Consider the following 26,748-nt stretch of genomic DNA (forward strand, 5'->3'; position numbering starts at 1 on the left):
CTGGCGGTGCGGCGATTCTAAAGGAGATTGCCGGCCACGGTGCGTCGCCGCAGCATGCGGCAATCCGTACGCCCTCTGTACAGGCCGGCCACGCTGTTACGCCCCGGCGCCTCGGCTACAATGCCGCCTTCGCTTCACCGAGTCCCCTCGCATGACCGCAGTCAACGGCGCCCAGCCGCTCGCCCCGCATGACCTCATCGACGAAGAGCTTTACCCGATCCGCGAAGTCGCACGGCTCACGGGGGTCAATCCGGTCACGCTGCGCGCCTGGGAACGCCGCTACGGGCTCATCCAGCCGGTCCGCACGCCCAGTGGCCATCGGCTCTACTCGCGCGCCAACATCGAGGCCGTGCGGCAGATACTCGACTGGACCGAGCGCGGTGTCGCCATCAGCAAGGTCGGCAGTCTGCTATCGCGCCTCGAGCCGGCGGCTCCCCTCGTCCCGGCGATACAGGCGAACAACCACAGCGAGACTGCCGACTGGCAGGCGCACCTGCGCCAGGCCACCGTTCGCTTCGACGAGGCCGAACTCGATCGGCTGTACGGCCAGTTGCTCAACCTCTATCCGCTGGCGACGGTCGTCCTCGAGGTGCTGCTGCCGGTCTGGAAGGCGACGCTGGACCAGTCCGGCTTCGGCGCGATGAGCGAATGGCTGTTCCTCGATGCGTTCCTGCGTCAGCGCACGTTCGCCCGACTCCAGCTCGAACAACACCGCGGGCACGAGCCGGTGCTGCTCGCCACCCTGCCGGGCCAGGCGCGGGAATTCGAATCCCTGGCCGCCGGCCTGTTGCTGTGCAGCGAGACGGCCTCGGTGCGCGTGCTGCCCACCGAGCAGCCGCTCGACGAGCTCGCGCTGATCTGCGGCAAGCTGCAACCGCACGCCCTGGTGCTCTACTCCAACCATGCCTTCGGCCCGGACTTCAAGCGCCAGCTCGATCGCATCGCCCCTGCCGTCGACTGCCCCGTCGCCCTGGCCGGCGAGGCTTGCGAGCTGGCCGCCGACCTGCTCGCCGGCAGCCCCATAGCCTGCCTCGGCCCCAGCGGCGCCGGTTCAGCCCGCCGGCTGGCCCGGTTCATCACCGGCCACCTCGACACCTGACACCGCCCCACCCACGCAGGTCCCTGAAAACAAAGCGCTACTGCCACAAGCCGGTTGTTAATCCAGCTCGCTAGTGGTCAAATAAGCGCCCTCAACGCATCCGTAGCTCAGCTGGATAGAGTACTGCCCTCCGAAGGCAGGGGTCGTGGGTTCGAATCCCGCCGGATGCGCCATCTTCTCCAAGTGCTTGCCAGGTATGAATTGCCGCCAAGCGCTCCGGAATCGCTGGCGATCCCATGCCAGCACACCTTCCCCTATCGCCCAGAACCGCCACGGAACCTGCTATTTCCGTAGCGGCGTCCCGACATGGAAAAGATCGCCCGGCTGCTGCGTTTTGCCGCCGCGCCCGCGCGTCTTGCATCGCGGTCACTGCCGTAGCGCTATCGAGAGCCACAAAGCGTCTGTTAGCCGACCAGCGCCCTACCTCTCGCCGACCGACCTGCCACCACTTGAATTGCTTGCCGAAGCGCAAAAACGACTGACCCCGTCAACGACGGGGCCAGTCAGCGATCCAGGAAGCCAGCGCCTCCCTTTTCATGCGCGACGCTCAGGCCGCATTGGGCTCGCGCGTCGACAGACGCTCGGCGAGATAGCGCTCCAGCCGCGTCCGTTCGTCCGCATTGAACACCAGCCCCAGCTTGGTGCGGCGCCACAGCACGTCGTCGGCCTCGCTCGCCCACTCCGCCTCGCAGAGGTAATCGACCTCTCGCGCATAGAGATCGGCGCCGAGGCATTCGCCCAGCCCGGAGATATCCCGGACCTCGCCGAGCAGCCGCCAGCTGCGCTGGCCGTAGGTCGTAGCCCAACGCGCCGCCAGCGTGGCGGGCAACCCGCGTACCTCACGCTGCAAGGCGTGCGCAAGCCCGCCCACGTCGGTGCCCATCTCTTCACCGCCCGGCAGTGGCGCATCGGCCGTCCAGGGCGCGCCCATCGTGGGGAAGTAGGGCTTGAGCTGGGCCATCGCCGACTCCGCGAGCTTGCGGTAAGTGGTCAGCTTGCCGCCGAATACCGACAGCAACGGCGCCGGGCCATCGGCCAGGGCGAGGGTGTAATCGCGCGTGATCGCCGAGGGGTTGTCCGATTCGTCGTCGCACAACGGCCGCACGCCCGAGAAGCTATGGAGGATTTCCTCGCGCCGCACTTGATAGCGGAAGTGGTCGTTGACCACGCCGAGCAGGTAGTCGATCTCCGCCTCGGTAATCGCTACCTGGGCCGGGTCGCCGCGGTACTCGCGGTCGGTGGTGCCAATCATGGTGTAGCGATCGAGGTATGGGATGGCGAAGACGATCCGCCGGTCCTCGTTTTGCAGGATGAACGCATGCTCGCCCTCGTACAGGCGCGGCACGATGATATGGCTGCCCTGCACCAGGCGAATTCCGTAGGGCGAACGTTCCCTGAGCTGCTCGCCCAGAAGCTTCGCCACCCAGGGCCCGGCGGCGTTGACCAGCGCACGGCAGCGGATCGAATAGCGGCTGCCATCGGCGCGCTGCAGAGTCACCAGCCAACCCTCGCCATCCTTGTGCGCTCCGACGCAGGCCGTGCGGGTCTGGATGTTGGCGCCCTTTTCCTGCGCGGCCTGAGCGTTCAGCACCACCAGCCGTGCATCGTCGACCCAGCAATCGGAGTACTCGAAACCGCGCTTGATCGACGGCTTCAGCGCACTGGCGCTGTCGAATTTCACCCCATGCGAGCCGGGCAGCTGCTCACGCTTGCCCAGGTGATCGTAGAGAAACAGGCCGGCCCGGATCATCCACGCCGGGCGCAGGTGGGGACGGTGGGGCAGCACGAAGCGCATCGGACGGACGATGTGCGGCGCCTTCCTGAGCAGCACCTCGCGTTCGGCGAGCGCCTCGCGCACCAGGCGGAACTCGTAGTGCTCCAAGTAGCGCAGCCCGCCGTGCACCAGCTTGCTGCTGGCGGACGAGGTGTGGCTGGCGAGGTCGTCGCGCTCGCACAGGAACACCGACAGCCCGCGACCGGCCGCATCGGCGGCAATGCCTGCACCGTTGATGCCGCCGCCGATCACGGCGAGGTCGTACGCCTGAATCGGGTTATCGCCCGCCTGGATCGACTGAGCCATCGTCCCTTTCCTCCTTCGAATCGAACCGAATGTTCGTTGATGTTCGTTTTCGAAAGACTCTAGCCCAGCTTTTTCCCTTCAGCCAGTCCGTTCGGCTGAAATCATGCTCATAAATGAAAACAATCGGACGAGAAGCGAACCGACCTTCAGCAGAGGTGCAGCTCGACCTCATGCTCGCGCAGCAACTGCCGGAAGGCCTCCGGCGGCTCACTGTCGGTGAACAGCGCGTCGATCTGACCGAGGCTGCCCAGGCGGGTCATGGCGTTGCGGCCGAATTTGCTGGCGTCCGCGGCCAGGAAGACCTTGCGGGCGTTTTCCATGATCGCCTGGGAGACGCGTACTTCCTGGTAATCGAAATCCAGCAGGGTGCCGTCCTCATCGATGCCGCTGATGCCCACCAGCGCGTAGTCCACCTTGAATTGCTTGATGAAATCCGCCGTCGCCTGGCCGACCACGCCGCCGTCGCTGCGCACGCTGCCGCCGGCCAGCAGCACGTCGAAATCCGCCTTGCCGCAGAGCGTCTTGGCCACGTGCAGGTTGTTGGTGATGATCTTCAGCCCGCGGTGCTCGAGCAGTGCCTGGGCGATGGCTTCGGTGGTGGTCCCAATATTGATGAACAGCGACGCATGGTCCGGCACCTGGGCAGCGATGGTCTCGGCGATGCGGCGCTTTTCATCGCGCATCTGCCCGGCGCGCATGCTGTAGGCCGTGTTCTCGACGCTCGAATCGTGCGCCGCGCCGCCGTGGTAGCGCCGCAGCAAGCCGCCTTCGGCGAGCTGGTTGATGTCGCGGCGAATGGTCTGCGGCGTGACGGCGAAGTGGGTCGACAGCTCCTCGATGCTGACGTAGCCGCGCTCGCGGACCAGATCGAGGATGTGCTGCTGTCGGGGCGCGAGACTCATGGGCGTGTCCTTCTCCGTGCGTGAAGGCCGAAGAATGCCGCACGCCCGGACGGGATGCCAGCCGCGGCGCCCGCCCCTTCTGCGCCGCGCGCCGACCGAGACGGGCGCGGTTCAGTCCTGCGCCCAGCCGCGCGTCCGCTCGACGGCCTTGCGCCAACCCTTGTAGAGAACCTCGCGCGTCGCCTCGTCGCTGGCCGGCTCGAACACCCGCTCGATCGAGGCTTTGGCCCGCAGCTCGTCGAGCCCGCTCCAGTAGCCGGTGGCCAGGCCCGCCAGGTAGGCCGCGCCGAGGGCCGTGGTCTCCTTCATTTGCGGGCGCTCGACCGGCGTGCCGAGCAGGTCGGCCTGGAACTGCATGAGGAAGTTGTTGGCCACGGCGCCGCCGTCGACGCGCAACCCGCGCAGGCGCTCGCCGGCATCCTGCTGCATCGCGTCGAGCACATCGCGCGTCTGGTAGGCGATCGACTCCAGCGCCGCGCGAATCAGGTGATCGACCTTCACGCCGCGGGTCAGGCCGAACAGCGCACCGCGCGCATAGGGGTCCCAGTAGGGCGCGCCGAGCCCAGTGAAGGCCGGCACCAGGTAGACGCCGTTGCTGTCCTTCACCTTCGTCGCGAAGTATTCGGAATCGAACGAGTCGTTGATCACCTTCAGCTCGTCGCGCAGCCACTGCACGGTCGAGCCGGCGTTGAAGATGGCGCCTTCGAGCGCATAGCTGACCTCGCCGCGCGGCCCGCAGGCCATCGTGGTGAGCAGCCCGTGGTTCGATTGCACGGCCTTGTCGCCGGTGTTCATCAGCAGGAAGCAGCCGGTGCCGTAGGTGTTCTTCGCCTGTCCCGGCTCGACGCACATCTGCCCGAACAGCGCGGCCTGCTGATCGCCCGCGATGCCTGCGATCGGTATACCGGCGCCCTGGCCATGGCCGAACACCGCCTGCCCGTAGACTTCCGATGACGGCCGGACCTCGGGCAGCATCTGCCGCGGAATGTCGAGCGCCTCGAGCAAGGTGGCATCCCACTCCTTGCGATGGATGTCGAACATCAGCGTGCGCGAGGCGTTGGTGTAGTCGGTCACGTGGACCTTGCCCTGGGTCATCTTCCAGATCAGCCAGGTGTCGACGGTACCGAACAGCAACTCGCCGCGGCGCGCCCGCTCACGGCTGCCCTCGACGTGGTCGAGAATCCACTTGACCTTGGTCCCGGAAAAATACGGGTCGATCACCAGGCCCGTCGTGCGGCGGATGTGATCCTCCATGCCGTCGCGCTTGAGCTGATCGCAGATTTCGGTGCTCTGCCGGCTCTGCCAGACGATCGCGTTGTAAATGGGTCGCCCGGTGGTCTTGTCCCACACCACCGCCGTCTCGCGCTGGTTGGTGATGCCGATCGCCGCGACCTGCTCGCTGCCGATGCCGGCTTGCGCCAAGGCCTCGACGAAGGTCGCGCTTTGCGTCGCCCAGATTTCCATCGGGTCGTGCTCCACCCAGCCCGGCTGCGGGTAGATCTGCGTGAACTCGCGCTGCGCGAGGCTGACGACGTTGGCGTCCTGGTCCAGCACGATCGCGCGCGAGCTGGTGGTGCCTTGGTCCAAGGCGACGATGAATTGCTTGCTGGTCATGTTCTTGTCCTTATGGGCGAGACTCGGTAAGCGCAGGTTCTGAGGTTTCCACCGTCTTCGACCGCTCCGCGGGGCGGTCGCAGGCACCGGATCCCAAGCATGGCAGATGCTTGCAGATCAGCGCCTTGTAGCCGGCCGCACCCAGGCAGGCACCGAGCAGCGGCGCCAGGATCGGTACGAGGAAATAGGGCACGGCATGGCCACCGGTCAAGGCGACCTCGCCCCAGCCGGCGAAATAGGTCATCAGCTTCGGGCCGAAATCGCGGGCCGGATTCATCGCAAAGCCGGTGAGCGGCCCCATCGCACTGCCGATCACCGCGATCAGCAGGCCGATCAGCAGCGGCGCCAGCGGCCCGCGCGGCAGACCGTTGCCGTCGTCGGTCAACGCCATGATCAGCGCCATCAGGATCGCGGTGATGACCAGTTCGACGAGAAAGGCCTGGCCCAGCGAGATCGACGGGTGTGCGTACGTGGAGAAGACCGCCGCCAGCTCCAGGCTCTCCAGCGAGCCACGGACCATCGCGTGGCTTTGTTCGAATTCGAAAAACAGCGAGCTGTACAGGCCATAAACGAGTGCGGAAGCGCAGAAGGCGCCGGCCACCTGGGCCAGGACATAGGCGGGGATCTTGCGCCGCTCGAAGTCGCCGAACAGCCAGAGCGCGACGGTCACCGCCGGGTTCAGATGGGCGCCCGACACGCCTGCGCTGAGGTACACCGCCATGCTGACGCCTATACCCCAGACCACGCTGACCTCCCAGAGACCAAAGGTCGCACCCCCGAGCTTGAGCGCCGCGACACAGCCCGTGCCGAAGAAGATGAGCAGGCCAGTGCCCAGAAACTCGGCCATGCATTGCCCTCGGAGCGAAGGCGTCGGTGAAGTCGTCATTGGATCGAAAGCCCGTGCTTGTTGTACTTGGAATACCGCGGCCAGCTACTGCTCGATGACTGTTCGCAAACGAAAACTTAAATTCATTAAGCAACACTGTCAAAAGCAAAAACGAACTGACCGGGAACCGCTCGTCGGGCCTGCGGTTGCATCCGAGGTATCTGCGGGCCGAAAAGCGCAGTCGCCGGTGAACTGGTTTCCATCGGAATGCAACGAGTTGGTTGCCTTTCGCAGGCGCTTGCTGGCGATCGGGCCATGCAGATGCCGGTGTGCCCGGATAGTCGGGATGGGCTTCGCCTCACCTATGTACCGAAGGCGCGTCTTGGTGTGAGCCGTGCGTCCGCGGCCCGGTTCGCCCGCAAGCGGGCTCCTACAGGGTGTGCTGAGTGCTGGCGCCGTTGGCGTAGGAACCGAGGCATACACCCGCCGCCGGGTGCACTCGCCCGGTGGTTTCGCATTAGTGGGGTCGCAGGCGGATTTTGAAAGCGGCGGAATCCGTAGGAGCGAGCTTGCTCGCGAACCGAAGCCAACGCCAACGCCAACGCCAACGCGACGGCCGCGACTCCCCAGCAAGCCGGCTTCTATGGCTGGGCGTGACATCCAAATGCAACGGGGCGGCGGCGCCGGCCGGCCTTCAGCCCACGCCGGCCATTTCCGCGCCGACCGATCGAGCCGTCACGCCTGCAAGTAGCGCAGCACCGAGTCGCAGAGCATCGCCTTCTGCCGCTGCGCTACTTCGGGGTGTTGCAGGTCGATCTGGAAGATCTCGCCGAAGGTATGGCGGTTGGAGTTGCGGTAGAAGCAGAACGAGCTGATCAGCATGTGGACATCCAGCGCATTCAGGTGCGGGCGGAACACGCCCGCTGCCTGGCCGCGCTGAAGCACTTCGTCGAGCTGCGCCACGATGTGGCGGCTCAGCGTCCGGATCGTCGGCGACTGTTTCACGAACTGGCCGTGGTTGATGTTCTCGATGCTGACGATGCGGATGAACGACTGGTTGTTGGCGTGATGATCGAACGAGAACTCCACCAGCCGCCGGATCGCCTCGCGCGGCTCCAGCTCGGCCAGATGCAGGTTGCGCTCAGTGTTGCGGATGTCGCCGTAGAGCTTCTCCAGCACTTGCAGGTAGAGCTGCTCCTTGCTGTGGAAGTAGTAGTAGATCATCCGCTTGGAGGTGCGCGTACGCTCGGCGATGGCATCGACGCGCGCGCCGGCCAGCCCGTGGTGGACGAACTCGGCGATGGCCGCCTGGAGGATGTCCTCGCGGGTCTTTTCCGGGTTGTTCTTGCGCCCCCGGCGCGTTTCCTCGGGGGGCGTTATGTCACTGACCTGATTCATGTTGTTCTTGTCGTGCTCTCTCGAACGCCCATTACAGGCGTGGCGCAGTGGGCGTACCGCTGCGTGCCTTGGCCATCGCGGCCAGGCGCACGGCGACGTTCGCGGCACCATAGCCGCCGTAACCATTCTTGCGCTGCAGGATTTCGAAGAAGAAGCGGTCCTCGAACGCCTCGGTATAGACGTGGAAGAACTCGCCGCCCTGAGCGTCACGGTCGTACAGCACGTTGTAGTACGCCAGCTCGCTGAGGAACTCGTCGTCGAAGTCGAAGCGCGCCGCCAGATCGTCGTAGTAGTTGAGCGGAATGTCGAGCAGCGGCACCCCGGCCTCCTTCGCCCGCCGGACCTCGGCGAAGATGTCGTCGCAGCAGAAGGCGATGTGGTGCACGCCCGAACCGCGGTAGCTCGACAGGGCATGGGAAATGGCGGTGTTGCGGTTCTCCGAGATGTTCAGCGGCAGGCGTACGTTGCCGCAGCGGCTGCGGATCGCACGGCTCTTCACCAGCCCGTAAGGATCGGGCAGCACCACCTCGTCGTCCGCCTCGAAATCCAGCAGCGCCTTGTAGAACAGCACCCAGCTATCGAGGCCGTCCGCAGGCAACGCCAGCGCCATGTGATCGATACGCTGCAACCCGCCAGCCGGCTGGGTCGCAGGCTGGAGGACGAAATCGCTGTCGTAGATCGTCCGCCCCGGCTCACCTCGTTCCACTAGATAGATAAGGCTGCCGTCCGGCGCGCGCACCGCCGGAATCTCTCGCTCGTTCGGGCCGACCAACCCCCGGAACGGCTGGCCCTTGAACGCCCGCGCCCGCTCGAGCGCCGGCGCCGCCTCGTCCCGCACGCGCAAGGCGGTGGCGCAGAGGGACGGCCCGTGCGCCTCGAAGAAGTTATGCGCGAAAGAATAGGGCTCGGCGTTGAGCACGATGTTGATGTCGCCCTGGCGCAGCAGCTCGACCGTCTTGGAACGATGGCGCCCGGCACGGGCGAAGCCGAGCCGCTCCAGCCAGCCGGCGAGCTTGGCGCCGCAGGCCTCGTCGACGGCGAATTCGAGGAACTCGACCCCCTCGTAACGCGCGGCGGCCGGCGGATCGAAGAGGTTGCCGGTCGCGGCACCCGCGCCCTCGCGTGCCAGCAATGCACGGGTCTTTTCTTCCAGGTACAGCAGCGAGCGATAGCCGTCGGCGGCGTTCGCCCGCGGCGGTGCGGCGCGAAAGCCGTCATTGAAGACTTCCAGCGACAACGGGCCGTCGTAACCGGTGCGCAGGATCGGCGCGAGAAAGGCCGGCAGGTCGAATTCACCCTGGCCGGGGAAGCACCGGAAGTGGCGGCTCCACTCCAGCACATCCATCGCCAGTACCGGCGCGTCCGCCATCTGCACGTAGAAGATCTTCTCCCCGGGAATCTCGGCGATGGCCGCGGGATCGCCACGCAGTGAGAGCGTGTGAAAGCTGTCTAGGATGACGCCGAGCGCCGGATGGTCGACCTGCTTCACCAGATCCCAGACCTGCTGGTAGGTATTGACGTGACGACCCCAGGCCAGCGCCTCGTAACCAATTCGCAACCCCCGCGCCCCGGCGCACTCGGCCAGCAGGGCGAGGTCATCGGCGATGAGTCGGCTGTCGCCCAGCGCGTCGGCGGCCACGTTGCTGCACACCAGCACCAGGTCCGTGCCGAGCTCCTGCATCAGATCGAACTTGCGCTCGGCGCGGTCGAGGTTGCGCTGCAAGCGCTCGCGCCGGCACCCCTCGAAGTCGCGGAACGGCTGGAACAGCGAGATCGCCAGGCCCAGGTCTGCACACAGTCGCCGCACGTCGCGGGGGCTGCCGGAGAAGTACAGCAGGTCGTTCTCGAAAATTTCCACGCTGTCGAAGCCCGCCGCGGCGATGGCTTCGAGCTTTTCCGGCAGGGTGCCGCTCAGGGAAACGGTGGCGATCGCGCGATGCATGCGAAGCTCCTGATCGATTGATCTGTTGTTCTGTAAGGGTCACGAGACCTGCCCGGATTATTCACCGGCCGCAGAACGGCTGACAGGAAAAATGTACTAGACGGTGAGTTCTTGTTCGTTAATCGCACAGAAGACTCGGACGACTTCCTTTCGTTAGCGATGCCGGCTTGAACCCTGCGCGTCGGTGCGCCTGCCCGACATAAACAGAACAGATACCCCGTTAACGATTTACCAGACGCCTCTTCACCCGGCCCGGCTTAGAGTCAGGCCACCGATAGCGGGCCGGACCGCCTGCGCTGATCGCTTCCCTCGCGCCTTTCCAGGCCTGCCCGCCTCATGCGTGTCATGCGGCGGGCGTTCGTTTGCGACCCCGATCCGGCTAGCGGCTGGCCGGCAGTGATGTCATTCGCCGTGCACCGGGGACGGCATGGATGCCGAGCCGGTTTCGGCAGGCGATCAGCCGGGTGCGACAACCTGCCCAATGTAAAACGGTCGTAAACAAGAGAGATTTTCGTTTGCGGACGGAGTTTAATAGCACCCTATCGTTCGCTTCGCGCGAGCCTGCACGCACCGACCATCGAGGAGCCCTTCATGTCGCAACGTCGTTCATTGCTGCGCTACAGCCTGCTGGCGATCAGTCTGCTGTTCAGCACCCTGCTCCACGCCGCAGAACGTACGCTCGAAGGGGCCTATGGCCCGGTCACGCTCGAAGGCGCGCCGCAGCGTGTCGTGGCGCTGGGCGATAACGCGCTGGACGCCGCGCTGTCGCTCGAGGTGCAGCCCGTCGGCACGCTCGCCAGCCGCGGCGGTGACGATGTGCCGGAATACCTCGCGGCCAAGGCCGGCGACATCGCCCTGGTCGGCACCGTCCGCGAGCCCAACCTCGAAGCGATCCTGATGCTCCAACCGGACCTGATCATCGCCTCCACCGAACTGCCGCGCGCGCTGTACGACAAGCTCAGCCTGATCGCGCCGACGGTGGTGCCCGAGGGCAGCTCTTTTCAGGATTGGCGCCGCATCTACCGCACCTATGCCCAGGCGCTGGGCAAGCCGGACCTCGCCGACCGACGCATTGCCGAGATCGACGCCCGGGTCGCCGAGCTGCGCCAGCGCCTGCCCGACGGCCAGCAGGTCAGCGTGGTGCGCTGGAATCCGCAGGGGCCGTTCGTGATGTCCAGCCAATTGTTCGTCGGTCAACTACTCGATGCGCTGGGCCTGAAGCCCAATGAGCTGGCGACCCAGACCAAGCGACCGCACACCGACATCCTGAGCCTGGAAAACCTCGCCAAGGCCGATGCCGACTGGATCTTCCTCGCCACGCTCAACCCCGACGGCGAGAAAGCGCTCGAGGCGGCGCGCCAGCAGCCGGCCTTCACCCGCCTGGGCGCGGTGAAGAACGACCGGGTCGTCAGCGTCGACGGCCAGATCTGGAGCAGCAGCTCCGGCTACCTGGCGGCGCAGCAGGTGCTGGACGACGTCGAGCAGGCGTTGCTCGACTGATGACCGCCGCGCGACTGCCCCTGCCGACGGTGCTGCTGTCGGCGGGGCTGCTGCTGTCGGTGCTGTGCCTGGCGAGCCTGCTGCTCGGCGCTGGCGATGTCGGCATCGGCCCGAGCCTGGCCGCGTTGTTCGGTGGCGGCGACGACGATGCACGCTTCGTGGTGTTCGAACTGCGCGGGTTGCGGACCGAGCTGGCGGTGCTGGTCGGCGTCGCGCTCGGCGCGGGCGGGCTGTTGCTCCAGGCAGCGACGCGCAACCCGCTGGCCGAACCGGGCCTGCTCGGCGTCAGCGCCGGCGCGTCCTTTGCCGTGGTGGTGGCGATCAGCCTCGGTGCGAGCGCCGGGACGCTGAGCCTGGCGGTGGCGGTGCTCGGCGCGATGGTCGGCTGCGTGCTGGTGCTGCTGGTCACGCAGTTGCGCGGCGTGGGCGACGATCCGGTGCGGCTGGTCCTCGCGGGCGCCGCCTTCACCGGCCTGCTCACGGCGCTCAGCAGCCTGCTGCTCCTGCAAGACCAGCGGACCGCCGATGAAGTCCGCTTCTGGGTGATCGGCGCGCTCGCCGGCCGCTCGCCGGACACCGTGAGCTGGAGCCTGCCGGGGCTGATCCTCGGCCTGCTGGTCGTGCTGCCGCTGGTGCGCCCGCTGGCCGCCCTCACGCTGGGCGAGCGGGTCGCCAGCGGCCTCGGCCACCATCCGCAACTGACGCGCCTGGCCACCTTGCTGGCGGTGGCGCTGCTGGTCGGCACCGCCACCGCCGCGGCCGGCCCGATCGGCTTCGTCGGCCTGGTGGTGCCCTTCCTGGCTCGTCGGCTGGTTGGCAGCGATGTCCGCCGTGGCCTCGGTGTCGCCATCCTGCTCGGTCCGTGCGTGGTGCTGGCCGCCGATATCCTGTCGCGGCTGCTGGTGCGGCCGTATGAACTGCCGGTGGGCGTGGTGACCGCGTTCGTCGGCGCGCCCATCCTCATTGCGGTGGTGCGCAGCCACCGGTTGCCGTCGCTCTGATGAACATCCCACTCGCTCACGCCTCATCGGCCCCGCGGGACCACTGGCTGCTCGGCATCGCTGGTCTGCGGCTGCTGATCCACCGGCGCAGCCTGCTCGCCGGGATCGGCCTGTGCCTCGCACTCGCCGCCAGCCTCGGCTGGCTGCTGATCGCCGGCACGCATGACCTGACGCTCTGGCAAGCGCTGCGCGCCGCGACCGGCGACGGCAATCCGCTGCAGGTGCTGCTGGTCCGCGAGCTGCGATTGCCGCGCCTGGTCGCCGGGCTGCTCAGCGGCGCGGCGCTCGGTGCCGCCGGCTGCCTGCTCCAGACCCTGGCCCGCAACCGGCTGGCCACCCCCGGCGTGATCGGCATCGACGACGGCGCCACCGCCTTCGCCGTCGCCTCGATCGTCGCCGTGCCGACCAGCCTGGCGCCGACCGCCCTCGCCCTGTCCGGCGCCAGCACCGCCGCGGTCCTGGCCTTTGCACTGGCGGCCGGCGGTGGCGCGCGCGGGTATCGCTTCATCGTCGTCGGCATCGCGATCGGCGTGCTGTTCGGCGCGCTGACCAACCTGATGCTGGCGCGCGCCGACATCGACGCCGCCAACGCTGCCTATCCCTGGACGGTCGGCAGTCTCAATGCCCGCCCCGCGCAGGCGGTGTGGCTGCTCGGCATCGGCCTGGCATTGGGGCTGCCGGCGGCCAAGCTGCTGGTCAGACCGCTCGCGGTGATGCGCTTTTCCGACAACGTGGCGATCGGCCTCGGCGTCGATCTGCCGCGCATCCGCCTGCTGACCCTGGCGCTGACCGTGTGGCTCACCGCGCTGGCGGTGGCCGTGGTCGGGCCGGTCGGACTGATCGCCCTGGTCGCGCCGGAGATGGCGCGCTACCTCTGCCGCCAGCACGGCGTTCCGGTCGTCAACTCGGCGCTGAGCGGCGCGCTCCTGATGGTGCTGGCCGACTGGGTCGGGCGGACGGTGCTGGCCCCGGTGGAAATACCGGTGGGCATCATCATGGCCATCGTCGGCGGCCCCTACCTGCTGTGGATTCTCCTACGCCAACCTTCGCGGACCCTGACATGAGCGACATCCCCTCCATCCTCGTCGAAGGCGCCCGGACCGAGGCCCGCCTCGAAGCCCGGCAGCTGAGCATGGGCTATGGCGAAACGGCCGTGCTGCGCGACCTGGACCTGCAATTGCCGCGCAGCCAGGTGACCGCCATCGTCGGCCCCAATGGCTGTGGCAAGTCGACGCTGCTGGCCGGCCTCGCGCGCCTGCACAAACCCACCTGCGGCGCGGTGCTGCTCAACGGCGAGGCGATCAACCGGCTGCCGACCCGCGACGTCGCCCGGCAGCTGGCGCTGCTGCCGCAGGACGCCAGCGCGCCGGACGGGCTGACCGTCGCCGAGCTGATCCGCTTCGGCCGGCAGCCGCACCAGCGCCTGCTGCACCAGTGGAGCGCCCACGACCAGGCGATCGTCGAGGCCGCCTTGCAGGTCGCCAACCTCGCCGAGCTGGCGGATCGGCCGTTGCAGTCCATGTCCGGCGGCCAGCGCCAGCGCGCCTGGATCGCCATGGCCGTGGCGCAGAGCACGCCGTTGCTGCTGCTCGACGAACCGACCTCGGCGCTCGACCTGGGGCATCAGATCGAGGTGTTCGAGCTGATTCGCCAGCTCGCCGGCGCCGGCAAGACGGTGGTCATGGTCGTGCACGATCTGGCCAGCGCCTGCCGCTATGCCGATCACCTGGTGGCCATGAACGGTGGGCAGGTCATCGCCAACGGTCCGCCGGATGAGGTCGTCACGCCGGAACTGGTGCAGACCCTGTACGGCGTCCACTGCACGCTGCTGCGCGACCCGCTGCACGGCACGCCGATCATTGCCGGCGTGACCCGGCTCTGCGACGACGACCGGGGCTGAGCCGCCTCACGGCCGGTGGCCGCCGGCCGTGTTTTGTCCATCCGCACGCCGCCCCCATCCGCACCGCTATCCGCACCGCCATAAACAGAACGCATGGAATGAGCGCCGTTATGCATTGTTCGGCGCGTCCGGCTGCGTGCCACCATCGACCGCGACTAACCAAGCCGTCGCCGCGCCACTGGCCATCCGCAGCCAGCGAAGACGACGGCCCGGCCCGCGATCGCTGGCCTCGTTGGCCTATGCCGCTCGCGGACCGAAAAACAACAACAAAAGGAAATCGCAATGTCCACATGGTCGAAGCGACTGCTCGCACTGCTCGTCACCGCCTCCCTTGGCCAGGCCGCGCACGCCGCCGAACCGGAGGTGACGCTCAAGATCCATCACCAGCTCCCGGCCCATTCGGTCACCCAGGCCGACCTGCTCGAACCCTGGGCGAAGAAGATCACCGAGGAGTCGGACGGGCGCATCCAGTTCCAGTTCTACCCCTCCATGCAACTGGGCGGCACGCCACCCCAGCTGGTCGACCAGGTCCGCGATGGCGTCGCGGACATCGTCTGGGCGCTGCCGGGCTACAACAGCGGCCGGTTCCCGCTCATCTCCGCCTTCGAACAGCCCTTCATGAGCACCTCCGCCGAGGCGACCAGCCAGGCGATGTGGGACTTCATCCAGAAGCACGGCCAGAAGGAATTCGAGAACATGCACCTGCTGGCCACGCACGTCACCGACGGCGCGCTGGTGCATACCACCGAAGCGCCGATCAAGACGATGTCGGATTTCCGCGGCAAGAAGATTCGCGCCGCCAACCGCACCTCGACCAAGCTGATCAGCCTGCTGGGCGGCACGCCGGTCGCGATGCCGGTGCCGCAGATTCCCGAAGCGCTGTCCAAGGGCGTCGTGGATGGCGCCATCGTGCCGTGGGACGTGGTGCCCGCGCTCAAGCTGCATGAGCTGGTCAACTACCACACCGAGATGGCGCCCGGTCAGCCGGAGCTGATGTACACCGCCGTCATCATCGCGATGAACCCCGACGTCTACGCCAAGCTGCCCGCCGATCTCAAGAAGGTCATCGACGACAACAGCGGCCTGGCGCTGTCCCGCCAGGCGGGTCGCCTGTTCGACACCCAGGTCGTCGAGACCGGCCATGAACTGGCCCGGCAGGAAGGCAACGAGGTCTACGTGCTGCCCGTCGACGAGCAGCAGAAGTGGATGAAGGCCGCCAAGCGCCTGGACGAAGACTGGATCGAAGAAGTCGAGGACAAGGGCTACGAGAACGGCGCCGCGCTGCTGCAGGACGCGCGCGATCTGATCGATCAGTACAGCAAGGCCCAGTGACCCGTCGTGGGGGGGGGCGAGCACGCCTCCCGCCTGGAGAGCAGGATGAACCGAGCCTTCGCACCGCGCCTGGCACCGCACCGCCGTGCCTCCGATCCGTTCCACCGGCGCGCCACGCCGGGCCGGTCCGGCAGGGCGTCGATGCGGCCACCGGATGCTGTTCGATTATCGAACGATAAGACGATTATCGAATTGCCAGGCGGTACTCCGACCTAGCAGGATTCCCACGCGGCGCGACGCAGAGCCGTTTTGCCAGCGCTCTGCCGCAATCGACCAATAAAAAGAAAAGGGACAACGCGATGCTCACGCTCTCCAAACGGCTTCTTACCCTGTTCGCCGCCGGCTCGCTGGCGATCCACGGCCTTGCGCATGCCGATGAACCGGTCGTCACCCTGAAGGTCGCGCACTTCCTGCCGGCGCATTCGGTGACCCAGGCCGACTTCCTCAAGCCCTGGGCCGACCGCATCACCGAGCAATCGGACGGTCGCATCCAGTTCCAGTTCTACCCCTCCATGCAACTGGGCGGCACGCCGCCGCAACTGGTCGACCAGGTGCGCGACGGCGTCGCCGACATCGTCTGGACGCTGCCCGGCTACACCAGCGGCCGCTTCCCGCTGATCGCCGCGTTCGAGCTGCCCTACATGAGCCGCTCGTCCGAGGCCAGCAGCCAGGCGATGTGGGACTTCGTCGCCAAGCACGGGCAGGAGGAGTTCAAGAACATGCACCTGCTGGCCACGCACCTCACCGACGGCGCGCTGGTGCACACCACCGACAAGCCGATCCACGAGATGAGCGACTTCCGCGGCCTCAAGCTGCGCGCCGCCAACCGCACCGCCACCCGCACCATCGCCCTGCTCGGCGCCACGCCGGTGGCGATGCCGGTTCCGCAGGTGCCCGAGGCCCTGTCCAAGGGCGTGGTCGACGGCGCCGTGCTGCCCTGGGACGTGGTCCCCGCGCTCAAGCTGCACGAGCTGGTCAAGTACCACACCGAGTCGGCCCCCGGCATGCCGGCGCTGATGCACACCGCGCTGATACTGGCGATGAACCCGGCCACCTACGAGGCACTGCCCGCCGACCTGAAGAACGTCATCGACGACAACAGCGGCCGCGCCCTGTCCCGCGAAGCAGGCCGGATCTGGGACAACAAGGTGATCGAGATGGGCCACACGCTGGCCAACGAGCGCGGCAATGAAATCCATGTCCTCAGCCCCGAGGAACAGCAGAAGTGGATGCAGGCCACCCGCCCCGTCCATGAAGACTGGATCGAGGAGGTCGAGGACAAGGGCTACGAAAACGGCGAGGCGCTGCTCGAAGAGGCCAAGCAGCTGATCGAGACCTACAACGCCGCGCTACCCCGCTGACCTGAACGAGGCGCCGCCCTTTCGTGGCGGCGCCGGAGACCTACCATGAGCGAACCCCTAGCGCAGGCCGCCCCGGCGCCTGCGGATGCCCTCGGCCGCCTGCTCGACCGCCTGTCCCGCCTGCTGGCGCTGATCGGTGGCGTGCTGCTGGTGGCGATGACCCTGATGGCGACCTACAGCATCGTCATGCGCACCCTGTTCAACGAGCCGCTGCTCGGCGACGTCGAGCTGGTGCAGATGGGCTGCGGCATCGCCATCGTCTTCTTCCTGCCGCTGTGCCAACTGCGTCGCGGCAACGTGATCGTCGACGTGTTCACCCTGCATGCGCCCGAGCGGGTCCGGCGCTCGCTCGACGTCTTCGGCAACCTGCTGATGGCGCTGGCCGCCGGCCTGCTGGCCTGGCGCTCGGTGATCGGCACGCTGGACACCTACGGCAATGGGGAGGAGTCGATCATCATGGGGCTGCCGATGTGGTGGTCCATGAGCGCCTTCCCGCCCGGTTTCGCGGTACTTGCGCTGGTCGCGCTGTACACCGCCTGGCAAGACTTCAGTGGTAAGGACAAGCGCCCATGAGCAGTGTTGAAATCGGCGGGCTGTTCCTCGCCATCCTTCTGGTGTTGCTGGTGGTGCGCATCCCGATCGCCATCGCCATGTTGCTCACCGGCGTTGGCGGCTACGTGGCCATCAGCGGCTGGGACCCCTTGCTGAGCTACCTGAAGACCGTCGCCTACGCGCGCTTCACCGTGTACGACCTGTCGGTGATTCCGCTCTTCCTGCTGATGGGCCAGTTCGCCTCGCGCGGCGGCCTGGCGAGCGGCCTGTTCCGTGCCTCGGCGGCCATGATCGGCCACTGGCGCGGCGGGCTGGCGATGTCGGCGATCGGCTCGTGCGCGGCCTTCGGCGCCGTGTGCGGCTCCTCCATCGCCACCGCCGCGACGATGGGCCAGGTCGCCCTGCCGGAACTCAAGCGCTACAACTACTCCGGCTCGCTATCGGTCGGCTGCCTCGCCGCGGGCGGCACGCTCGGCATTCTCATCCCGCCGTCGGTGGTGCTGGTGATCTACGCCATCCTGGCGCAGCAGAACATCTCGGCGCTGTTCATGGCCGCGTTCATCCCAGGCATCCTCGCGGCGATCGGCTACATGATCGCCATCTCCATCTACGTCCGCCTGAACCCCGACGCCGGCCCCGCCCAGCCGCGCCTGTCCTGGCGCCAGCGACTGGCCGCGCAGAAAGGCGTGTGGCCGGTGCTGCTGATCTTCATCCTGGTCCTCGGCGGCATCTACAGCGGCTGGTTCACCCCGACCGAAGCGGCGGCGATCGGCACCGTCGGCACGGCGATCTTCGCCGTCGTGCTCGGCAAGATGCGCTTTGCCGAATTCAAGGAAGTGCTCTACAGCACTGCGGTGACCACCGGCATGATCTTCATGATCCTGCTGGGCGCCGACATCATGAATGCCTTCCTGGCCATCTCGCAGTTGCCTGTCGCACTGGCCGACGCCATCGGCGAAAGCGGCTTCGGCCCCTTCGTGGTACTGGCCGGCATCCTGGTGCTGTACCTGTTCCTCGGCTGCGTCATGGACACCATGTCGATGATCCTGCTGACCATCCCGATCTTCTTCCCGATGATCATGGGGCTGGACTTCTATGGCCTCGACCAGACCGAGAAAGCCATCTGGTTCGGCATCCTCGCGCTGATGACGGTCGAGATCGGCATGATCACCCCGCCCGTGGGCATGAACGTCTACGTCATCAGCAGCATGGCGCCGGAAGTCGGCCTGCGCGAAGCCTTCAAGGGGGTCGTGCCCTTCCTGATTTCCGACGTGCTGCGCGTGGTGGTGCTGGTGCTCTTCCCGTCGATCACGCTGTGCCTGGTGCGCTGGCTGACCTGAGCCGCACCAAGCGACCGGATTGCCGCCCGAGCGGCATCGTCAACCCCTTCGCCGCCAGCGCTGGCGGCGGAGGGACCTACAACCGTAAAAAGGAAAACAACAACAATGAAGCGCCACATCAAGAACGAGCTCGTACGCCAACCGACCGCCCTCAGCCTGCTCGCCCTGGCCGTCGCCACGCTGGCGCCGCTGACCGCCAGCGCCGAAGGCTTCGTCGACGACGCCAAGGTCGGCCTCAACCTGCGCAACTTCTACATCAACCGCGAATTCCGTGACGACAGCATCCAGCGGACCAAAGCCGAGGAATGGACCCAGAGCTTCATCCTCAACGTCCAGTCCGGCTACACGCCCGGCCCGGTCGGCTTCGGCGTCGATGCCATCGGCATGCTGGCAGTCAAGCTCGACGGCGGGCGCGAAACCTACGGCACGGGCTTGTTGCCAGTCGATGGCGACAACCGCCCACGCGACGACTACGGCCGCCTGGCCCTGGCCGCCAAGGCCAAGTTCTCCGAGACCGAGGTGAAGGTCGGCGAGATGATGCCCGTCCTGCCGATCCTGCGCGCCGACGACGGCCGCTCGCTGCCGCAGACCTTCCAGGGCGGCATGGTCACCTCGCGCGAAATCAGCGGCCTGACCCTGTACGGCGGCCAGTTCCGCCAGAACAGCCCGCGTGACAGCGCCAGCATGGATGACATGAGCTACTCCAGCGGCGAGTCCGATCGCTTCAACTTCCTCGGCGGCGAGTACGCCTTCAACGACAAGCAGACCACCGTTGGCCTGTGGACCGCCGAACTGAAGGACGTCTACGAGCAGCAATACGCCCAGTTCCTGCACGTCCAGCCGCTCGGCGAAGACCTGGCCTTGACCGCCAACCTCGGCTACTTCCAGGGCGAAGACGACGGCAGCGCGCTGGCCGGCGAGCTGGACAACAAGACCTACTCCGGTCTGTTCGGCCTCAAGTTCGGCGGCAACACCCTCTACGTCGGCCTCCAGAAAGTCAGCGGCGACACCGGCTGGATGCGCGTCAACGGCACCAGCGGCGGCTCGCTGGCCAACGACAGCTTCAACAACAGCTACGACAACCCCGGCGAGCGGTCCTGGCAGCTGCGCCATGACTACAACTTCGCCGCGATGGGCGTACCGGGCCTGACGCTGATGAACCGCTACATCAGCGGTGACAACATCGAAGTGGGTGCAATCGACGATGGCGAAGAGTGGGGCCGCGAAACCGAGCTGGCCTACACCGTCCAGAGCGGACCGGCGAAGAACCTCAACGTGAAGTGGCGCAATTCCAGCTTCCGCTCCGAGGTCAACAGCCGCGACCTGGACGAGAACCGCATCATCATCAACTACCCGATCTCGATTCTGTAACGCTCGACGTCGCTCCCGTCGGACGCGCCTCCTGCGCGTGATCGCTTCGGCCCGCCTTGCGCGGGCCTTTTTTTCATCCCCAGCACAGCGCTGGCTGCGCCGTCAGAGACGGTCTGGGCCGCCCGGAACTGGCTCGCTGCGCCGGCGATTGCGGGCCACGCCAGTCGATAATCGAACAGTGTTTCCCGCCGAAGCGGCAATAAGCCATAGCTGCCCGTGGACGATCGCGCTTTCAATGTATTAACTAGATCGTACATTTCGAGGGTGACACCAATGACAACAATCATCCTGGTCCTCAACGGACCCAACCTGAACCTGCTCGGTACCCGCGAGCCCGCGACCTACGGCCATGAAACGCTCGCCGACATCGCCCGGCTCTGCCATGACACCGCCGCGGCCCGCGGGATGGAGGTCGACTTCTTCCAGACCAACCATGAAGGCGAACTGATCGAGCGCATCCACCAGGCGCGCGGCCGCTGTGCCGGCATCCTGATCAATCCGGCCGCCTGGACCCACACCTCGGTGGCGATCCGCGATGCGCTGGCCGCCGTCGAGTTGCCGGTCATCGAGGTGCACCTGTCCAACGTCCACGCGCGCGAAGCCTTCCGCCACCATTCCTACGTCTCGCCGGTCGCGGTCGGCGTCATCTGCGGGCTGGGCAGCAACGGCTACCGCCTCGGCCTTGAGCATTTCGCCCAGCTGCTGGGTGGCGCGTCGTGATGCCAACTCCTCCGAACGCCGTGCTCGCCGGGCTGATCGGGGCCGGCATCCAGGCCTCCCGCACGCCCGCGCTGCACGAGCGCGAAGGCGATGCGCAGGGCCTGCGCTATCTCTATCGCCTGATCGACCTCGATGCCCTCGGACTGAGTGTCGCCGCCCTGCCCGAGCTGCTCACCGCCGCGCAGCGCATGGGCTTCACCGGCTTGAACGTCACCTACCCGTGCAAGCAGGCGATCATTCCGCTGCTCGATGGACTCTCCGAAGAAGCCGCCGGCATCGGGGCGGTCAACACCGTGGTGCTGCATGACGGCAAGCGCATCGGCCACAATACCGATGCGCTCGGCTTTGGCGAAGGCTTTCGCCGCGGCCTGCCGGATGCCGCACGCCACCGCGTGGTGCAGATGGGCGCGGGCGGCGCCGGTGCCGCCGTGGCCCACGCACTGCTGAGCCAGGGTGTCGAGGAGCTGACCCTGTTCGAGGTCGATCCGGCACGCGCCCAGGGCCTGGTCGACAACCTCGCGCAACGCTTCGGTCCGGGCCGCGCGCGCGTCGGCACGGACCTGCCGGCGGCGATGGCCGCGGCCGACGGGCTGGTCAACACGACCCCGATGGGGATGGCCAAGCTGCCCGGCACGCCCGTCCCGGCCGAGCTGTTGCGGCCGGCCCTGTGGGTCGCCGAGATCGTCTACTTCCCGCTGGAAACCCAATTGCTGCGCGACGCCCGCGCCCTGGGTTGCCGCACGCTCGACGGCAGCGTCATGGCGGTGTTCCAGGCGGTCAATGCCTTCGAACTGTTCAGCGGACGGCAGGCGGACGCCGACCGCATGCTCAGGCACTTTGCCAACTTCGGCTGAAGCAGACCCGCACGGGCTGCGGCCCTGCGGTCCCGCCTCGGTCGATCTACAAAAACAAGAGGTGCGTGCAAGATGAAAACGCTCGTCGAAGGGTACTTCCGGCTCCTCAAGCTGCTGGTCGTTGCCTGCATGGCAGTGATGGTGGCGATGGTGTTCGGCAACGTGGTGCTGCGCTATGCGTTCAACTCGGGCATCAGCGTCAGCGAGGAGCTGTCGCGCTGGTGCTTCGTGTGGATGGTCTTCCTCGGCGCCCTGATCGCCCTGCGTGAACACGCTCACCTGGGCCTGGACACCCTGGTCCGGCGCCTGCCGCCGAGCGGCCGGCGGCTGTGCCTGGTGATCGGCCACCTGCTGATGCTGTTCGTCTGCTGGCTGATCACCAAGGGCAGCTGGGCGCAGGCGGTGATCAACCTGAACGTGACGGCGCCGGCTTCCGGCCTGTCGATGGCCTGGTTCTATGCCGCCGGCGTGGTGTTCGGTGTCAGCGCCGGCGCGATCCTGCTGGTCGAGCTGGTCCAGGCCTTGCGCGGCCGCTATGACGGCGCCGGGCATGACGTTGCCCGTGCAACCGAATCCCCGCTGACCCCGGCCACCGAGGGGAGGGCCCGCCCATGACCCTGTTCATCTTCCTCGGCTCGCTGATCGGCAGCATGGCGATCGGCATCCCGATCGCCTTCGCGCTGCTGCTGGTGGGCGTGGCGCTGATGCTCTACCTCGGCCTCTTCGACGCCCAGATCATCGCCCAGAACCTGCTCAACGGTGCCGACAGCTTCCCGCTGATGGCCGTGCCCTTCTTCATGCTCGCCGGCGAGATCATGAATGCCGGCGGCCTGTCGCGGCGCATCGTCAACATCGCGCTGGCGCTGGTCGGCCACAAGCGCGGCGGCCTGGGCTACGTGGCGATCATCGCCTCCTGCCTGCTGGCCTCGCTGTCCGGCTCGGCGGTGGCCGACGCCGCCGCGCTCGCCGCGTTGCTGGTGCCGATGATGGTTCAGGCCGGCCATAGCCGCGAACGCTCGGCCGGCCTGATCGCGGCGGGCGGCATCATCGCGCCGATCATCCCGCCGAGCATCGGCTTCATCGTTTTCGGCGTCGCCTCCGGCGTATCGATCTCCAAGCTGTTCCTCGCCGGCATCGTGCCGGGGCTGCTGCTGGGCTGCGCGCTGGCGATCGCCTGGTGGTTCGTCTCGCGTGGCGAAACGGTCGAAATGCCACCCAAGCGCAGCCGCCGGGAAGTGCTCAAGGCGCTGCTGGACGGCAGCTGGGCGCTGGGACTGCCACTGATCATCGTCGTCGGCCTGAAGTTCGGCATCTTCACCCCGACCGAAGCGGCGGTGGTGGCGGCGGTCTATGCGCTGTTCGTCGCGGTGGTGATCTACCGCGAACTCAAGCTGACCGACCTGTTCGAGGTGACCCTGTCGGCCGCCAAGACCACCTCGGTGGTGATGTTGCTAGTTGCCGCGGCGATGGTGTCGTCCTGGCTGGTGACCATCGCCAACCTGCCCGGCCAGCTCAGCGCCCTGCTCGCCCCGCTGATGGACAACCCCACCCTGCTGCTGGTCTGCGTGATGCTGGTGATCATCGCGATCGGCATGGTCATGGACATGACGCCGACCATCCTGATCCTCACGCCCGTGCTGATGCCGGCGATGAAGCAGGCCGGCATCGACCCGGTGTATTTCGGCGTGCTGTTCCTGGTCAACACCTCCATCGGCCTGATCACGCCGCCGGTGGGCACGGTGCTCAACGTCGTCTGCGGCGTTTCGAAGCTGAAGATGGAAGAGATCGTCCGCGGCATCTGGTCCTTCCTGCTCGCTCAGCTGGTCGTCCTGCTCCTGCTCGTGCTGTTCCCGGTGCTGGTCACCGGCCCGATGAAGTTCCTCGCCGGCTAGCCGGCACCTCACTGCTTCACCCAACAACAACAATGGAGAGTCACATGAACAACTGGTTGAAAACCCTCGTCGCCGCCGCCTGCGCCACCGGTCTGGCCATCGCCAGCCTGCAGGCCCAGGCCGCTGAATACCGCGACCAGACCCTGCGCTTCGCCTTCCAGAACGTAAAGGACCACCCCCAGGGCCTCGGCGCGCAGAAGTTCGCCGACCTGGTGAGCGAAAAATCCGGCGGCAAGATGAAGGTGCGCCTGTTCCCCGGCGGCATCCTCGGCGGCGACCTGCAGACCGTCTCGGCGCTGCAGGGCGGCATGCTCGACATCACCGTGCTCAACTCCGGCATCCTCGCCGCGCAGGTACCGGACTTCGCGCTGTTCGACTTTCCCTTCCTGTTCGAGAACAGCGAGCAGGCCTACGAGGTCATGGACGGCCCGGTCGGCCAGGAACTGGCCAAGCGGCTGGAGAGCAAGGGCCTGATCGGTCTCGGCTACTGGGACCTGGGCTTCCGCCAGGTGACCAACAACAGCCGCCCGATCACCGGCCCGCAGGATCTCGACGGCCTGAAGATCCGGGTCATCCAGTCACCGATCTACCTGGAAACCTTCAAGGCGCTGGGCGCCAACCCGGTGCCGATGCCTTTCCCGGAGGTCTACACGGCGCTCGAACAGGGCACCGTGGACGGCCAGGAAAACCCCTTCACCGTCATCGAAGGCAACAAGTTCAACGAGGTGCAGAAGTACCTCTCGGCGACCAATCACATCTACAACCCGCAGTCGCTGATCATCGGCCAGAAGACCTGGAACCGCCTGAACGCCGATGAACAGGCCCTGATCCGCGAAGCCGCCGCCGAGGCGACCCAGTACCAGCGCCAGGTCACGCAGGAACAACAGGGCAAGGCCCTGGAAACGCTCAAGCAAACCATGCAGTACAACGAAGTGGACAAGCAGGCCCTGGCCGCCTTCCGCGCGAAGGTCAAGCCGGTCATCGAACAGTTCTCCAAGGACATCGACCCGGCCCTGCTCAAGTCGCTGCACGAGGCGGTCGGCCAGTAAGGCGCTACCGTCGAACGAAAAAGACGGGCCAGGAGCCCGTCTTTTTTTCACGGCGCGTCGCAGGATCGAGCCCGCCGGCACCATGGAGCATGGCTACATCGCTCCGTAGGAGCCCGCTTGCGGGCGATGCTCTTTGGGAGGCCGCATCCACGCGGTATAAGCCCACCCCCGCAGCCCGGATCGCCAGCAAGCTGGCTCCTACAAAAAGCGGCGACGCTCCGTGCCATCGGGCAAGCTCATCGCATTCGTAGGACGACCGGCGGCACCGCAGAGGCAACACCACACCCGTAGGAGCCCGCTTGCGGGCGATGCTCTTTGGCAGTCGCAACCGAGAGGTACCGGCCCCACCCCCGCAGCCCGATCGCCAGCAAGCTAGCTCCTACAAAATGCGGTGGCGCTCCGTGCCATCGAGCACACCCGTAACGTTCGTGGGCCCCGTCGCCATCAAACAGGCGACACCACACCCGTAGGAGCCCGCTTGCGGGCGATGCTCTTCGCAGCCGCAACCGCGCGGTACCGGCCCCACCCCCGCAGCCCGGATCGCCAGCAAGCTGGCTCCTACAAAAAGCGGTGGCGCTCCGTGCCATCGAGCTCACCCATCACATTCAAGGGCTCCGCCGCCATCAAGCAGGCGGCACCGCACCCGTAGGAGCCCGCTTGCGGGCGATGCTCTTTGGCAGTCGCAACCGAGCGGTACCGGCCCCAGCCCCGCAGCCCGATCGCCAGCAAGCTGGCTCCTACGCAAAGCGTCTTCGCCCGCGCCAAGCGCGAATCAGGCCTCGCCCAGCGATTCCACGCCCAGTTCGTCCCAGACTTGTTCGGCCAGGTGGAAGGTGGCGTTGGCGGCGGGGATGCCGCAGTAGATTGCGCTTTGCAGCAGCACTTCCTTGATCTCGTCGCGCGTCACGCCGTTGTTGCGGGCGGCGCGCAGGTGCAGCTTCAGTTCGCCCTCGCGGTTCATGCCGATCAGCATGGCGATGGTGATCAGGCTGCGGGTATGGCGCGGCAGGCCGGGGCGGGTCCAGATGTCGCCCCAGGCGTGGCGGGTGATCATTTCCTGGAATTCTTCGTTGAACGGCGTGGCGTTCTGCAGGCTGCGGTCGACATGGGCGTCGCCGAGCACGGCGCGACGCACCTGCATGCCGGCGTCGTAGCGTTGTTTTTCGTCCATCGGTATCCCCGTGGGTGCTGGGTGGGCGGAAGGAAAGGCTTCGCGAGCAAGCTCGCTGCTACAAAAAGCGCAACACGCGGGTGGTGAAGGCCTCGCCGGCCTCGACGTTCGACAGGTGCGCCGCCTCGAACTCGACCCGCTCGGCGTCGGCGATGCGCGCCTGCATGAAGCGGCCATCCTCGCAGGTGGTCACCGCATCGCCTATGCCGCAGACCACCAGCGTCGGCGCCCGGATCGCGCCGAGCTGCTCGCGGAAATCGGCATCACGCACGGCCGCGCAGTTGGCCGCGTAGCCGTCCGGCGAAGTCTGCGCCAGCATCGCCACGATCGGCTCGACCCGCTCGGGCTGGGCGGCGGCGAAGCCCGGGGTGAACCAGCGACCGATCGAGGCGTCGCGCAGATCGCGCATGGCCTGTTCGCGGCCCTTGAGCACCGTGTCGATGCGGCCGTTCCAGACATCGTCGTTGCCGATCTTCGCCGCCGTGTTGCACAGCACCAGCCGCTCGAGACGGTCGCCGGCGTGGATGCCCAGCCACTGCCCGATCAGCCCGCCCATCGACAGGCCGCAGAAGGAAAAGCGCCGCATGTCGAGCCCGTCGAGCAAGGCCAGCACGTCGCGGCCCAGCTGCTCGATGGAGTACGGCCCGGGTGTCACCAGCGACGCGCCGTGGCCGCGGGTGTCGAAGCGCAGCACGCGGAAGCGTTCGGCGAACGCCGGGACCTGCGCGTCCCACATGTGCAGGTCGGTGCCCAGCGAGTTGGACAGCACCAGCACCGGCGCGGCGGCCGGACCGTCGAGGCGGTAGTTCAGCGGACCATCGGACAGGGAAAAGGCTGGCATGCG

Annotated in this window: 23 protein-coding genes and 1 tRNA gene; 16 read left to right on the forward strand and 8 right to left on the reverse strand. The window is 66.9% G+C overall.

What is annotated here, in order from left to right; all coding sequences use genetic code 11:
• Positions 1-151 precede the first annotated feature (151 nt).
• Positions 152-1,099, forward strand: a complete 948-nt coding sequence (locus D7325_RS04850) for a MerR family transcriptional regulator (protein WP_120994401.1) — start codon at positions 152-154, stop codon at positions 1,097-1,099.
• 96 nt (positions 1,100-1,195) lie between these two features.
• Positions 1,196-1,272: transfer RNA gene (locus tag D7325_RS04855), tRNA-Arg, on the forward strand.
• Positions 1,273-1,646: 374 nt separating this feature from the next.
• Here the strand turns inward: D7325_RS04855 and glpD are convergent.
• The 6 genes from glpD to quiC form a co-directional block, all read right to left on the reverse strand.
• Positions 1,647-3,179 (reverse strand): glycerol-3-phosphate dehydrogenase, encoded by a 1,533-nt coding sequence (gene glpD / locus D7325_RS04860; protein ID WP_120994402.1) that lies wholly within the window; start codon positions 3,177-3,179, stop codon positions 1,647-1,649.
• A 146-nt stretch (positions 3,180-3,325) separates the two neighbouring features.
• Entirely contained in the window at positions 3,326-4,081 is a 756-nt protein-coding gene (locus D7325_RS04865) for a DeoR/GlpR family transcriptional regulator (RefSeq protein WP_120994403.1), read from the reverse strand.
• A 111-nt stretch (positions 4,082-4,192) separates the two neighbouring features.
• Complete coding sequence (gene glpK, locus D7325_RS04870) at positions 4,193-5,695, reverse strand: glycerol kinase GlpK (RefSeq protein ID WP_120994404.1); 1,503 nt, start codon at positions 5,693-5,695, stop codon at positions 4,193-4,195.
• A gap of 10 nt (positions 5,696-5,705) precedes the next feature.
• The gene (locus tag D7325_RS04875; RefSeq protein WP_120994405.1) at positions 5,706-6,581 is read right to left on the reverse strand and encodes an MIP/aquaporin family protein; all 876 of its coding nucleotides are present in this window, start codon (positions 6,579-6,581) and stop codon (positions 5,706-5,708) included.
• Positions 6,582-7,256: 675 nt separating this feature from the next.
• Positions 7,257-7,919 (reverse strand): TetR/AcrR family transcriptional regulator, encoded by a 663-nt coding sequence (locus tag D7325_RS04880; RefSeq protein WP_120994406.1) that lies wholly within the window; start codon positions 7,917-7,919, stop codon positions 7,257-7,259.
• Positions 7,920-7,950: 31 nt separating this feature from the next.
• A complete protein-coding gene (gene quiC, locus D7325_RS04885) occupies positions 7,951-9,861 on the reverse strand; it encodes a 3-dehydroshikimate dehydratase QuiC (RefSeq protein WP_120994407.1) in 1,911 nt (636 codons plus the stop codon).
• 591 nt (positions 9,862-10,452) lie between these two features.
• Here quiC and D7325_RS04890 point away from each other — a divergent pair.
• The 14 genes from D7325_RS04890 (at position 10,453) to D7325_RS04955 (ending at position 24,733) form a co-directional block, all read left to right on the forward strand.
• A complete protein-coding gene (locus tag D7325_RS04890) occupies positions 10,453-11,361 on the forward strand; it encodes an ABC transporter substrate-binding protein (RefSeq protein ID WP_120994408.1) in 909 nt (302 codons plus the stop codon).
• Positions 11,361-12,362 carry a FecCD family ABC transporter permease gene (locus D7325_RS04895; protein WP_120994409.1) on the forward strand — a complete coding sequence of 334 codons (1,002 nt, stop codon included), beginning with the start codon at positions 11,361-11,363 and terminating at the stop codon, positions 12,360-12,362. The genes D7325_RS04890 and D7325_RS04895 overlap by 1 nt, the downstream gene beginning before the upstream one ends.
• Positions 12,362-13,426 (forward strand): FecCD family ABC transporter permease, encoded by a 1,065-nt coding sequence (locus D7325_RS04900; protein ID WP_120994410.1) that lies wholly within the window; start codon positions 12,362-12,364, stop codon positions 13,424-13,426. Before D7325_RS04895 ends, D7325_RS04900 begins: the two co-directional genes overlap by 1 nt.
• Positions 13,423-14,262 (forward strand): ABC transporter ATP-binding protein, encoded by an 840-nt coding sequence (locus tag D7325_RS04905; protein WP_120994411.1) that lies wholly within the window; start codon positions 13,423-13,425, stop codon positions 14,260-14,262. The genes D7325_RS04900 and D7325_RS04905 overlap by 4 nt, the downstream gene beginning before the upstream one ends.
• A 282-nt stretch (positions 14,263-14,544) precedes the next feature.
• Positions 14,545-15,594, forward strand: coding sequence for a TRAP transporter substrate-binding protein (locus D7325_RS04910; RefSeq protein WP_120994412.1), 1,050 nt, complete (start codon positions 14,545-14,547; stop codon positions 15,592-15,594).
• Between the two features lie 299 nt (positions 15,595-15,893).
• Positions 15,894-16,955, forward strand: coding sequence for a TRAP transporter substrate-binding protein (locus D7325_RS04915; RefSeq protein ID WP_120994413.1), 1,062 nt, complete (start codon positions 15,894-15,896; stop codon positions 16,953-16,955).
• Positions 16,956-17,000: 45 nt separating this feature from the next.
• Complete coding sequence (locus tag D7325_RS04920) at positions 17,001-17,528, forward strand: TRAP transporter small permease (protein WP_120994414.1); 528 nt, start codon at positions 17,001-17,003, stop codon at positions 17,526-17,528.
• Complete coding sequence (locus D7325_RS04925) at positions 17,525-18,847, forward strand: TRAP transporter large permease (protein ID WP_120994415.1); 1,323 nt, start codon at positions 17,525-17,527, stop codon at positions 18,845-18,847. Before D7325_RS04920 ends, D7325_RS04925 begins: the two co-directional genes overlap by 4 nt.
• 105 nt (positions 18,848-18,952) lie before the next feature.
• The gene (locus D7325_RS04930) at positions 18,953-20,218 is read left to right on the forward strand and encodes an OprD family porin (protein ID WP_120994416.1); all 1,266 of its coding nucleotides are present in this window, start codon (positions 18,953-18,955) and stop codon (positions 20,216-20,218) included.
• A 273-nt stretch (positions 20,219-20,491) separates the two neighbouring features.
• Positions 20,492-20,938, forward strand: coding sequence for a type II 3-dehydroquinate dehydratase (aroQ, locus tag D7325_RS04935; protein WP_120994417.1), 447 nt, complete (start codon positions 20,492-20,494; stop codon positions 20,936-20,938).
• Positions 20,938-21,792 carry a shikimate dehydrogenase gene (locus D7325_RS04940; RefSeq protein WP_120994418.1) on the forward strand — a complete coding sequence of 285 codons (855 nt, stop codon included), beginning with the start codon at positions 20,938-20,940 and terminating at the stop codon, positions 21,790-21,792. Before aroQ ends, D7325_RS04940 begins: the two co-directional genes overlap by 1 nt.
• A gap of 72 nt (positions 21,793-21,864) precedes the next feature.
• Positions 21,865-22,407: a TRAP transporter small permease gene (locus D7325_RS04945; RefSeq protein ID WP_120994419.1), complete on the forward strand. Its 543-nt coding sequence runs from the start codon at positions 21,865-21,867 to the stop codon at positions 22,405-22,407.
• Positions 22,404-23,684, forward strand: a complete 1,281-nt coding sequence (locus D7325_RS04950) for a TRAP transporter large permease subunit (RefSeq protein WP_120994420.1) — start codon at positions 22,404-22,406, stop codon at positions 23,682-23,684. The genes D7325_RS04945 and D7325_RS04950 overlap by 4 nt, the downstream gene beginning before the upstream one ends.
• A 44-nt stretch (positions 23,685-23,728) precedes the next feature.
• Positions 23,729-24,733, forward strand: a complete 1,005-nt coding sequence (locus D7325_RS04955; RefSeq protein WP_120994421.1) for a TRAP transporter substrate-binding protein — start codon at positions 23,729-23,731, stop codon at positions 24,731-24,733.
• Positions 24,734-25,505: 772 nt separating this feature from the next.
• Here the strand turns inward: D7325_RS04955 and pcaC are convergent.
• The gene (gene pcaC / locus D7325_RS04960) at positions 25,506-25,904 is read right to left on the reverse strand and encodes a 4-carboxymuconolactone decarboxylase (protein WP_120994422.1); all 399 of its coding nucleotides are present in this window, start codon (positions 25,902-25,904) and stop codon (positions 25,506-25,508) included.
• A gap of 58 nt (positions 25,905-25,962) precedes the next feature.
• Entirely contained in the window at positions 25,963-26,745 is a 783-nt protein-coding gene (gene pcaD, locus D7325_RS04965; protein WP_120994423.1) for a 3-oxoadipate enol-lactonase, read from the reverse strand.
• Between the last annotated feature and the right edge of the window lie 3 nt (positions 26,746-26,748).

The organism is Stutzerimonas urumqiensis, from assembly GCF_003640395.1.
Lineage (GTDB): Bacteria > Pseudomonadota > Gammaproteobacteria > Pseudomonadales > Pseudomonadaceae > Stutzerimonas > Stutzerimonas urumqiensis.

Coding starts and splice junctions, on each gene's coding strand:
- D7325_RS04850 (WP_120994401.1), top strand. CDS start 152: ATGACCGCAGTCAACGGCGCCCAGCCGCTCGCCCCGCATGACCTCATC.
- glpD (WP_120994402.1), bottom strand. CDS start 3,179: ATGGCTCAGTCGATCCAGGCGGGCGATAACCCGATTCAGGCGTACGAC.
- D7325_RS04865 (WP_120994403.1), bottom strand. CDS start 4,081: ATGAGTCTCGCGCCCCGACAGCAGCACATCCTCGATCTGGTCCGCGAG.
- glpK (WP_120994404.1), bottom strand. CDS start 5,695: ATGACCAGCAAGCAATTCATCGTCGCCTTGGACCAAGGCACCACCAGC.
- D7325_RS04875 (WP_120994405.1), bottom strand. CDS start 6,581: ATGACGACTTCACCGACGCCTTCGCTCCGAGGGCAATGCATGGCCGAG.
- D7325_RS04880 (WP_120994406.1), bottom strand. CDS start 7,919: ATGAATCAGGTCAGTGACATAACGCCCCCCGAGGAAACGCGCCGGGGG.
- quiC (WP_120994407.1), bottom strand. CDS start 9,861: ATGCATCGCGCGATCGCCACCGTTTCCCTGAGCGGCACCCTGCCGGAA.
- D7325_RS04890 (WP_120994408.1), top strand. CDS start 10,453: ATGTCGCAACGTCGTTCATTGCTGCGCTACAGCCTGCTGGCGATCAGT.
- D7325_RS04895 (WP_120994409.1), top strand. CDS start 11,361: ATGACCGCCGCGCGACTGCCCCTGCCGACGGTGCTGCTGTCGGCGGGG.
- D7325_RS04900 (WP_120994410.1), top strand. CDS start 12,362: ATGAACATCCCACTCGCTCACGCCTCATCGGCCCCGCGGGACCACTGG.
- D7325_RS04905 (WP_120994411.1), top strand. CDS start 13,423: ATGAGCGACATCCCCTCCATCCTCGTCGAAGGCGCCCGGACCGAGGCC.
- D7325_RS04910 (WP_120994412.1), top strand. CDS start 14,545: ATGTCCACATGGTCGAAGCGACTGCTCGCACTGCTCGTCACCGCCTCC.
- D7325_RS04915 (WP_120994413.1), top strand. CDS start 15,894: ATGCTCACGCTCTCCAAACGGCTTCTTACCCTGTTCGCCGCCGGCTCG.
- D7325_RS04920 (WP_120994414.1), top strand. CDS start 17,001: ATGAGCGAACCCCTAGCGCAGGCCGCCCCGGCGCCTGCGGATGCCCTC.
- D7325_RS04925 (WP_120994415.1), top strand. CDS start 17,525: ATGAGCAGTGTTGAAATCGGCGGGCTGTTCCTCGCCATCCTTCTGGTG.
- D7325_RS04930 (WP_120994416.1), top strand. CDS start 18,953: ATGAAGCGCCACATCAAGAACGAGCTCGTACGCCAACCGACCGCCCTC.
- aroQ (WP_120994417.1), top strand. CDS start 20,492: ATGACAACAATCATCCTGGTCCTCAACGGACCCAACCTGAACCTGCTC.
- D7325_RS04940 (WP_120994418.1), top strand. CDS start 20,938: ATGCCAACTCCTCCGAACGCCGTGCTCGCCGGGCTGATCGGGGCCGGC.
- D7325_RS04945 (WP_120994419.1), top strand. CDS start 21,865: ATGAAAACGCTCGTCGAAGGGTACTTCCGGCTCCTCAAGCTGCTGGTC.
- D7325_RS04950 (WP_120994420.1), top strand. CDS start 22,404: ATGACCCTGTTCATCTTCCTCGGCTCGCTGATCGGCAGCATGGCGATC.
- D7325_RS04955 (WP_120994421.1), top strand. CDS start 23,729: ATGAACAACTGGTTGAAAACCCTCGTCGCCGCCGCCTGCGCCACCGGT.
- pcaC (WP_120994422.1), bottom strand. CDS start 25,904: ATGGACGAAAAACAACGCTACGACGCCGGCATGCAGGTGCGTCGCGCC.
- pcaD (WP_120994423.1), bottom strand. CDS start 26,745: ATGCCAGCCTTTTCCCTGTCCGATGGTCCGCTGAACTACCGCCTCGAC.